Genomic DNA, 6,331 nt, shown 5'->3' on the forward strand with positions numbered 1-6,331 from the left:
CCTGCCGCTGGCGTAGGTAATACCGCCCTGCATCCAGACTGCGTATGGTTCCCGCATGGGTGCATCCGCAGAAAGCTCAATGGAAGCCCCCATGGTGAATGCCCCTGCCGCCATGATGACCTGGCTGGTATAGCCGGGCATGTCCCAGGGTTCCGGTGTTACAAAGGCATCCACAGGGGCGCCCTTCTGCACGCCCTGACAAAAGGCGGTCAGCAACTCCGGAGTGCCAAACCGGATGGCGGTGATGATATCCCCCCGGGTCTCGGACAATGCCGGATAGCTGTCAAAGCCCATGAGCCGGAACAGCTCCGCAGCAAAGGCAGCGGTTTTCAAAGCATTTGCCACTACATCCGGCGCAAAGAACAGCCCCAGGAACATTTCCTTGTTCTGATGCAGGGTACAACCCACTTCCTTGCCCATACCCACGCAGGTGAGCCGATAGGAGCACAGCTCCACCAGATCCTTTCTGCCGGCAATGTAGCCGCCGGTCTGGGCAATGGATCCCCCTGCATTCTTAATCAGAGAGCCGATGATCAGATCCGCCCCCACAGAGGTAGGCTCCCTGCGCTGGACAAATTCCCCATAGCAGTTGTCCACCATTACAATGGTATCCGGGCTGACCCGGCGCACGGTCTGCACGATCTCCTGGATCTGTTCCACCGTATAGGCAGGCCGCAGGGAATATCCTCTGGAGCGCTGGATGTATGCCACCTTTGCCCCGGGCACAGCCTGTGCAATGGCATCCAGATCCGGCAGCCCCCCACCGGTCAAAGGCACCTCTCCATACTCCACGCCGTAATCCATGAGGGAACCGTTCCCGGGGGTGCCGCTGATGCCGATCACTTCCTCCAGGGTATCGTAGGGCTTACCGGTCACTGCCAGTAGCTTGTCCCCGGGACGCAGCACCCCGAACAGAGCAACGGACAGGGCATGGGTTCCAGACACAAAAGTGTGCCGCACCAGAGCATCCTCCGCATCCAGCACCTGGGCATACACCTTATCCAGGGTCTCTCTGCCAATGTCCCCGTATCCGTAGCCGGTACTGCCGTAAAAGCAAGGCTCACTGACCCGGTTTTTGATAAAGGCGGCAAGCACCTTTTCCCCGTTGTAAGCGGCATTGGCGTCGATCTCCGCAAATTTCTGCGCAGCGATCTGCTCCGCCTGTTCTGCAAGCTGCATAATGCGAGGGTCAATCCTGAAAAAATCAGACATTAGTTCAACTTTCCTTTCTGCATGGCTTCCGGGTCATGCTCCGTGCGCTCCAGCACATATTCCGTTTCCAGAGGGCGGAATCCGATCTCTGTATAGAAGCTGACCCGGATATCCAGTGCCATCAGCACTGCATGCTTTCCGAACTGCTCCAGAAATCCTGCCAGCCAGCGAAGAAACTGCCGGGCATATCCACTGCCTCTGGCAGCTGCACGGGTGGCAACCTGGGCGATCAGCACTTCATTGTCCACATCATACAGGATGGTGGCAGTGGTGGAATTTTTATAAGTAAATACCTTGCTGACCCCTCTGCGGAGCCGATGGGACACATCCGTCAGCCACAGATCATGGGCAATCAGATGGGGGAAGCCCTCCCGGAGGATATCATAGGCATCGTCCAGTCTGGGAGCAAAATCAATTTCGTATTCGTCAAAATCCTCCGGCAACCCGGTGGAGGTCAGTTCAAACACCGTCCGGTGCAGGGGGTGATACCCCTCCGTCTGCATCAGGTACTGCATCAGATTTGCGGTAGTCTCCACACGGAAAGGCTGATGCATGGCAATGAACATCTGGATCTCCCGGGCAAGCTCCGTCAGATCTTCCTTGGTAGGATCCATATAGATGGTCAGCGTGGCGTTGAACAGCAGCGCATAGCCGGTTCCGGCACCCTCTATGCGGAAAAAGCGGCAGAAATCATACCCCACCCCATAGGCACGCAGATAGGTGTAGATCCATCTGCCATACCGGTTGGTTTTCAGGCACCCACAATCCAGCTGGGATGCCTCTGTCAGCTGCCGGATCATAGCTGATGAATCTCTTTCATCATTGCCCCTGCCAGTTGCTCACAGGCGCAAAGATCCTTGTACGCCAACACGCAGGAGGGCGAATGCAGGTATCGGCAGGGGGCAGAAATGGCAAGCGTCCGGACGCCCTTACCGGAAATATGAATGGCGCCGCTGTCATTGCCCCCTGCGATCATGGTCTTGGTCTGCACCGGAATCTGTTCCCGCCGAGCGGTATCGAATGCAAGCCGGTACAGCTCCCGGTCGTACAGGGTGCTGCGATCCATAAAGGATACCACAGCGCCACCGCCCACCCGGCATACCTGCTTTGCACCGGACACGTCCGGAATGTCGCTGGCAGTGGTGGTTTCCAGTACAATGGCGTAATCCGGAGCAATGGTATACGCCGCCGCCATCGCTCCCCGGAGACCTACCTCCTCCTGCACCAGGAATGCAAACCAGGTGTCATACTCCGGCTCCTGTTCCAGAAGATCCAGCAAAATGGCACAGCCTGCCCGGTCATCCAGCGCCTTGGAGGCGATCATACCGTCCCCCATGCTCCGGTAGTTGGGCAAAAAATGCACGAAATCCCCGGGACGCACATAACGCTTTGCCTGCTCTGCATCCACCGCACCAATGTCGATGGACAAGGCATCACAGGTGGGTGCCTGGTCCCGCTGGGCGGCGGACAGCTTATGCACCGCCTTGGCACCGATGACCCCGGGCAGCTTTGCATCCCCCACCAGCACCTGTCTGCCGATCATAACAAAGGGATCCACGCCCCCTACTGCCCCGAAGGTCAGGCTGCCGTCAGAACGGATACTAGTGACAATCATACCCACCTCGTCCATATGGGCGGAAAGCATCAGCGTTTTCTCCGGGCGCTTTCTGCCCTTGCGCAGCACCAGCAGATTCCCAAGGGGATCCACAGTGCATGTGCCGAGATCGCCAATGGTCTGCTGAATATAGGCACGCACATCCTGTTCATTGCCGGAAGTGCCACACAGGCGGCACAAAGCCTCTAAATGCTTCAGCATGCAGAACACCTCCTAAGATAAGCACACAGGAGTTTTGCGGTCAGCTCCACATCCCGGGTGTCAATAACCTCCACCGGGGTGTGCATGTATTTGAGGGGAATGGACACGGTACATGCCTTTGCGCCTCCCCGTGCCACGCTGAACCGATCCGCATTGGTAGAAGTCAGTCCCTCCATGACCTCCAGCTGATAGGGCAGATCCTCTGCCTGGGCAGCGTCTATGAGGGCATTGCTCACCTCTCTGGACAGGGTGGGGGAAATGCCGATCATGGCACCCTTGCCCAATTCCCCGGTTTCACTGGGCTTATCGTCGGCAGTATAGCCGAAGCTCACATCCACCGCCAGTGCGATGTCCGGATCCACCGTATATGCGGCGATCTTGGCGCCCCGTTCCCCCAGCTCCTCCTGGCTGGAAAAAAGAATGGTCACACTACAGGACAGTTCCTCCCCCTGCAAAAGCTCCAGCATCCGCAGAATGGCAGCCACGCCGCATCGGTCATCCAGGGCGGCACCAGTCATCCGGTCATCCAGCAGGGGCATGCAACTGGTGTCAAACTGCACAAAATCCCCCCGGGATACCAGAGCCGAAACCTGTGCCTGGTCATAGCCCGTATCCACTGCCAGATCCTCCATTTTCGGCACGGAAGCATCCTTCCCTCCGGACAAGTGGGGGGGAATGGTGCAGATCACGCCGCCGATCAGCTCCCTGCCATGGATCAGTACGGACTGCGCCGGCATCAACCGCCGGTCCAGACCACCCACATTGCCGATCCGCAGAAATCCATTTTCTTCAATATCCGTTACGATCATGCCGATCTGATCGATATGGGCATCAATCAGCACATGGGGCTTGCCAGGCTCCCGGACGCCCAAGTGACCGATCACATTGCCATTTTCATACACCGCATCCGGGCAGAATTCCCGCAGCATCTCCAAAGCGGTCAGAGCTGCCCCTGTCTCATTGCCGGAGACCCCGGACGCATCCGCCAGAGTACGGATCCTCTCGAACAGTTCCATGCTTACAGCTCCTTTACAAGGTTTTTGAAGTGCTGTCCCCGTGCTTCAAAGTTGGGATACAGGTCAAAGCTTGCGCAGGCGGGAGACAGGGTCACGATATCCCCGGGCTGTGCCAACTCCTTTGCCTTCTGCACTGCTTCTTCCATGGATGCGGCGTGGACGATCTGCAGCTTTGCCGGATCATAGCTTGGATCCTCCGTCACAGCCTTTTCAATTTTCGGAGCCGTCACGCCCATGAGGATCAGGATCTTGACCCGCTGGTTCACGGTTTCCGCCATAGGCTCAAAGGGGATCTTTTTATCATAGCCTCCGGCAATGACGATGAGCCGCTGGTTGAAGGAGCGCAGTCCTGCCAGCACACGGGTGGGGCTGGTGGCAATGCTGTCATTGTACCACTTAACTCCATCCAGTTCCCGGACAAATTCGATCCGGTGCTCCACGCCGCCAAAGGTCTTTGCCACCTCTACAATGGTCTCTGCCGGAACCTCACCCCATACGGCCGCAATGGCAGCCAGGTAATTTTCCACATTGTGCAGACCGGGAATGCGGATGTCCTCCGCCCGGACGATTCGCTGAGTCTTGCCGGCTTCTGCATAACACAGCCAGCCTTCTGCATCCAGGAAGGTGCCCCGCTCCGGCTTCTGCTGCCGGGTAAACCACAGCAGTCTGCCCCGCACCTGTTCTGCCAGGGCGGCAGTCTGGGCATTGTCCAGATTCAACACGGTTTTGGAATAGGCATTCTGGTGCGCAATCAGGTTCTCCTTACAGCCAATGTACTCCTCCATGGTACCATGTACGTCCAGATGGTTGGGGGAAATGTTGGTGATGACCGCCACATCAGGAGAACGGCGCATAGAGATCAGCTGGAAGCTGGACAGCTCCACCACTGCTGCATCCTCCTCCCGGATGGTTTCAATCAAGGGCAGCAGCGCCTTGCCGATGTTGCCGCCCTTATACACCCGGCGCCCGGTTTTCGCCAGCATTTCCGAAATCAGAGTGGTGGTGGTGGTCTTGCCGTCAGAGCCGGTTACGCCATAGATCCGGCAGGGGCAAAGATCAAAGAAGGTCTCCATTTCAGAGGTGATGATGACCCCCTGCTTTCTGGCAGCAGTCAGTGCCGGATTGTTGAAGTACATGCCAGGCGTCCGGAATACGACATCGTAGTTGGTCAGATGCTCCAGGTATCCGTCACCCAGATCAAATTCTGCACCCAGCTCCTTGAATTTTGTATAGGTCTCCCCCATCTGTTCCTCTGTTTTCCGATCACAGATGGTCACCCGGATCCCTTTGCGCAGGAATAGGGCAATCAGGTCATTGTGGCTGACCCCGGTTCCGATAAAAGCAACCTGCTTTGTCTGCATCCAATGAAAATACTGTTCAATCTTTGTCATAACGGTCTCCTGTCGGCAACGCCCTGTCCGGTCATTGTCGCCGCTGATTCCGGCAAGCGGCAGCCGTAATAGAAACATATTTTAGGCAGCACTGCACAAAGCACGCCTGAGGGCTTTGCACAACATCTGCTGACAAATTTTCCGCCACATCACACAGAAATTCCTTGCAATACGCCAGTATTCCTGCGTCGTTTCTATGGAATCTGCCGAACAATTTGTTGACGCATCTGTCGCACAGTCTTTGTGCGGTGTTGCCTTTATTATTATAGCAAGGATCCCGAAAAAAATCAAGGCGACACGGCAGGATTCCGTTTTTCTCTGTAAAAAAACAAAAGCGGCATACTCCGATGTGTATACCGCTTATATGCACTTGCATTGTACCAAATGAGAGTATCTCCTACAGGATCTTGTCCCCACGCTCCCGAGTCAGTCCATTCATCGCCATATCCAAGACCTGGCTATTCTTGCAGGCATTGCTGCGAAGGATGCCCTCCAGCTGAAATCCTGCCTTTTCCAGCACCCGTCTTGAACCCATGTGATAGGCAAAAGGCTCAGCGTAGATCCGCAGAAGATCCGTTTCGGAAAACAGCCGGGCACAGAGCATACCCACCGCTTGGGTCATGATCCCCTGTCCCCAATAGGCTTCTGCCAGGTAATAACCCAGCTCCGCCGTGCGCCGACGAATAGTTTCCTGCCGGAATGCACCGATGCTGCCCACCACTTTGTCATCTACACAGACCGCATAGGCAAATGTCTGATCCGGATCGGCGGACAGCACGGCACGGATGTAATCCTGTGCATCCTGATCTGTGTAAGGATAGGGCAATCCGTCCCGCAGATTGTTCAGCACCTTTTGGTTGGATAAGGCGGCTGCCAGATCCTTTGCATCGGACAGC

The 6,331-nt window shown here is 56.3% G+C and carries 6 protein-coding genes; all 6 read right to left on the reverse strand.

Translation table 11 applies throughout. The annotated features are described in order from the left end of the window. Positions 1-1,212 (reverse strand): methionine gamma-lyase family protein (locus QVO51_RS06465; protein ID WP_288167941.1); only part of this gene is annotated, 1,212 nt, incomplete at its 3' end. Then, entirely contained in the window at positions 1,212-2,012 is an 801-nt protein-coding gene (locus tag QVO51_RS06470) for a GNAT family N-acetyltransferase (RefSeq protein ID WP_022357714.1), read from the reverse strand. The genes QVO51_RS06465 and QVO51_RS06470, both read right to left, overlap by 1 nt. Continuing rightward, positions 2,009-3,028 (reverse strand): M42 family metallopeptidase, encoded by a 1,020-nt coding sequence (locus QVO51_RS06475; protein ID WP_022357715.1) that lies wholly within the window; start codon positions 3,026-3,028, stop codon positions 2,009-2,011. Before QVO51_RS06475 ends, QVO51_RS06470 begins: the two co-directional genes overlap by 4 nt. Next, a complete protein-coding gene (locus tag QVO51_RS06480) occupies positions 3,022-4,044 on the reverse strand; it encodes a M42 family metallopeptidase (protein ID WP_022357716.1) in 1,023 nt (340 codons plus the stop codon). Before QVO51_RS06480 ends, QVO51_RS06475 begins: the two co-directional genes overlap by 7 nt. 2 nt (positions 4,045-4,046) lie before the next feature. Then, positions 4,047-5,435: a UDP-N-acetylmuramoyl-L-alanine--D-glutamate ligase gene (gene murD / locus QVO51_RS06485; protein ID WP_022357717.1), complete on the reverse strand. Its 1,389-nt coding sequence runs from the start codon at positions 5,433-5,435 to the stop codon at positions 4,047-4,049. A 397-nt stretch (positions 5,436-5,832) separates the two neighbouring features. Continuing rightward, complete coding sequence (locus QVO51_RS06490; protein ID WP_288167942.1) at positions 5,833-6,330, reverse strand: GNAT family N-acetyltransferase; 498 nt, start codon at positions 6,328-6,330, stop codon at positions 5,833-5,835. Position 6,331 lies beyond the last annotated feature (1 nt).

Source organism: Ruminococcus sp. CAG:379 (assembly GCF_000434255.1).
GTDB classification, from domain to species: domain Bacteria; phylum Bacillota; class Clostridia; order Oscillospirales; family Ruminococcaceae; genus Ruminococcus_F; species Ruminococcus_F champanellensis.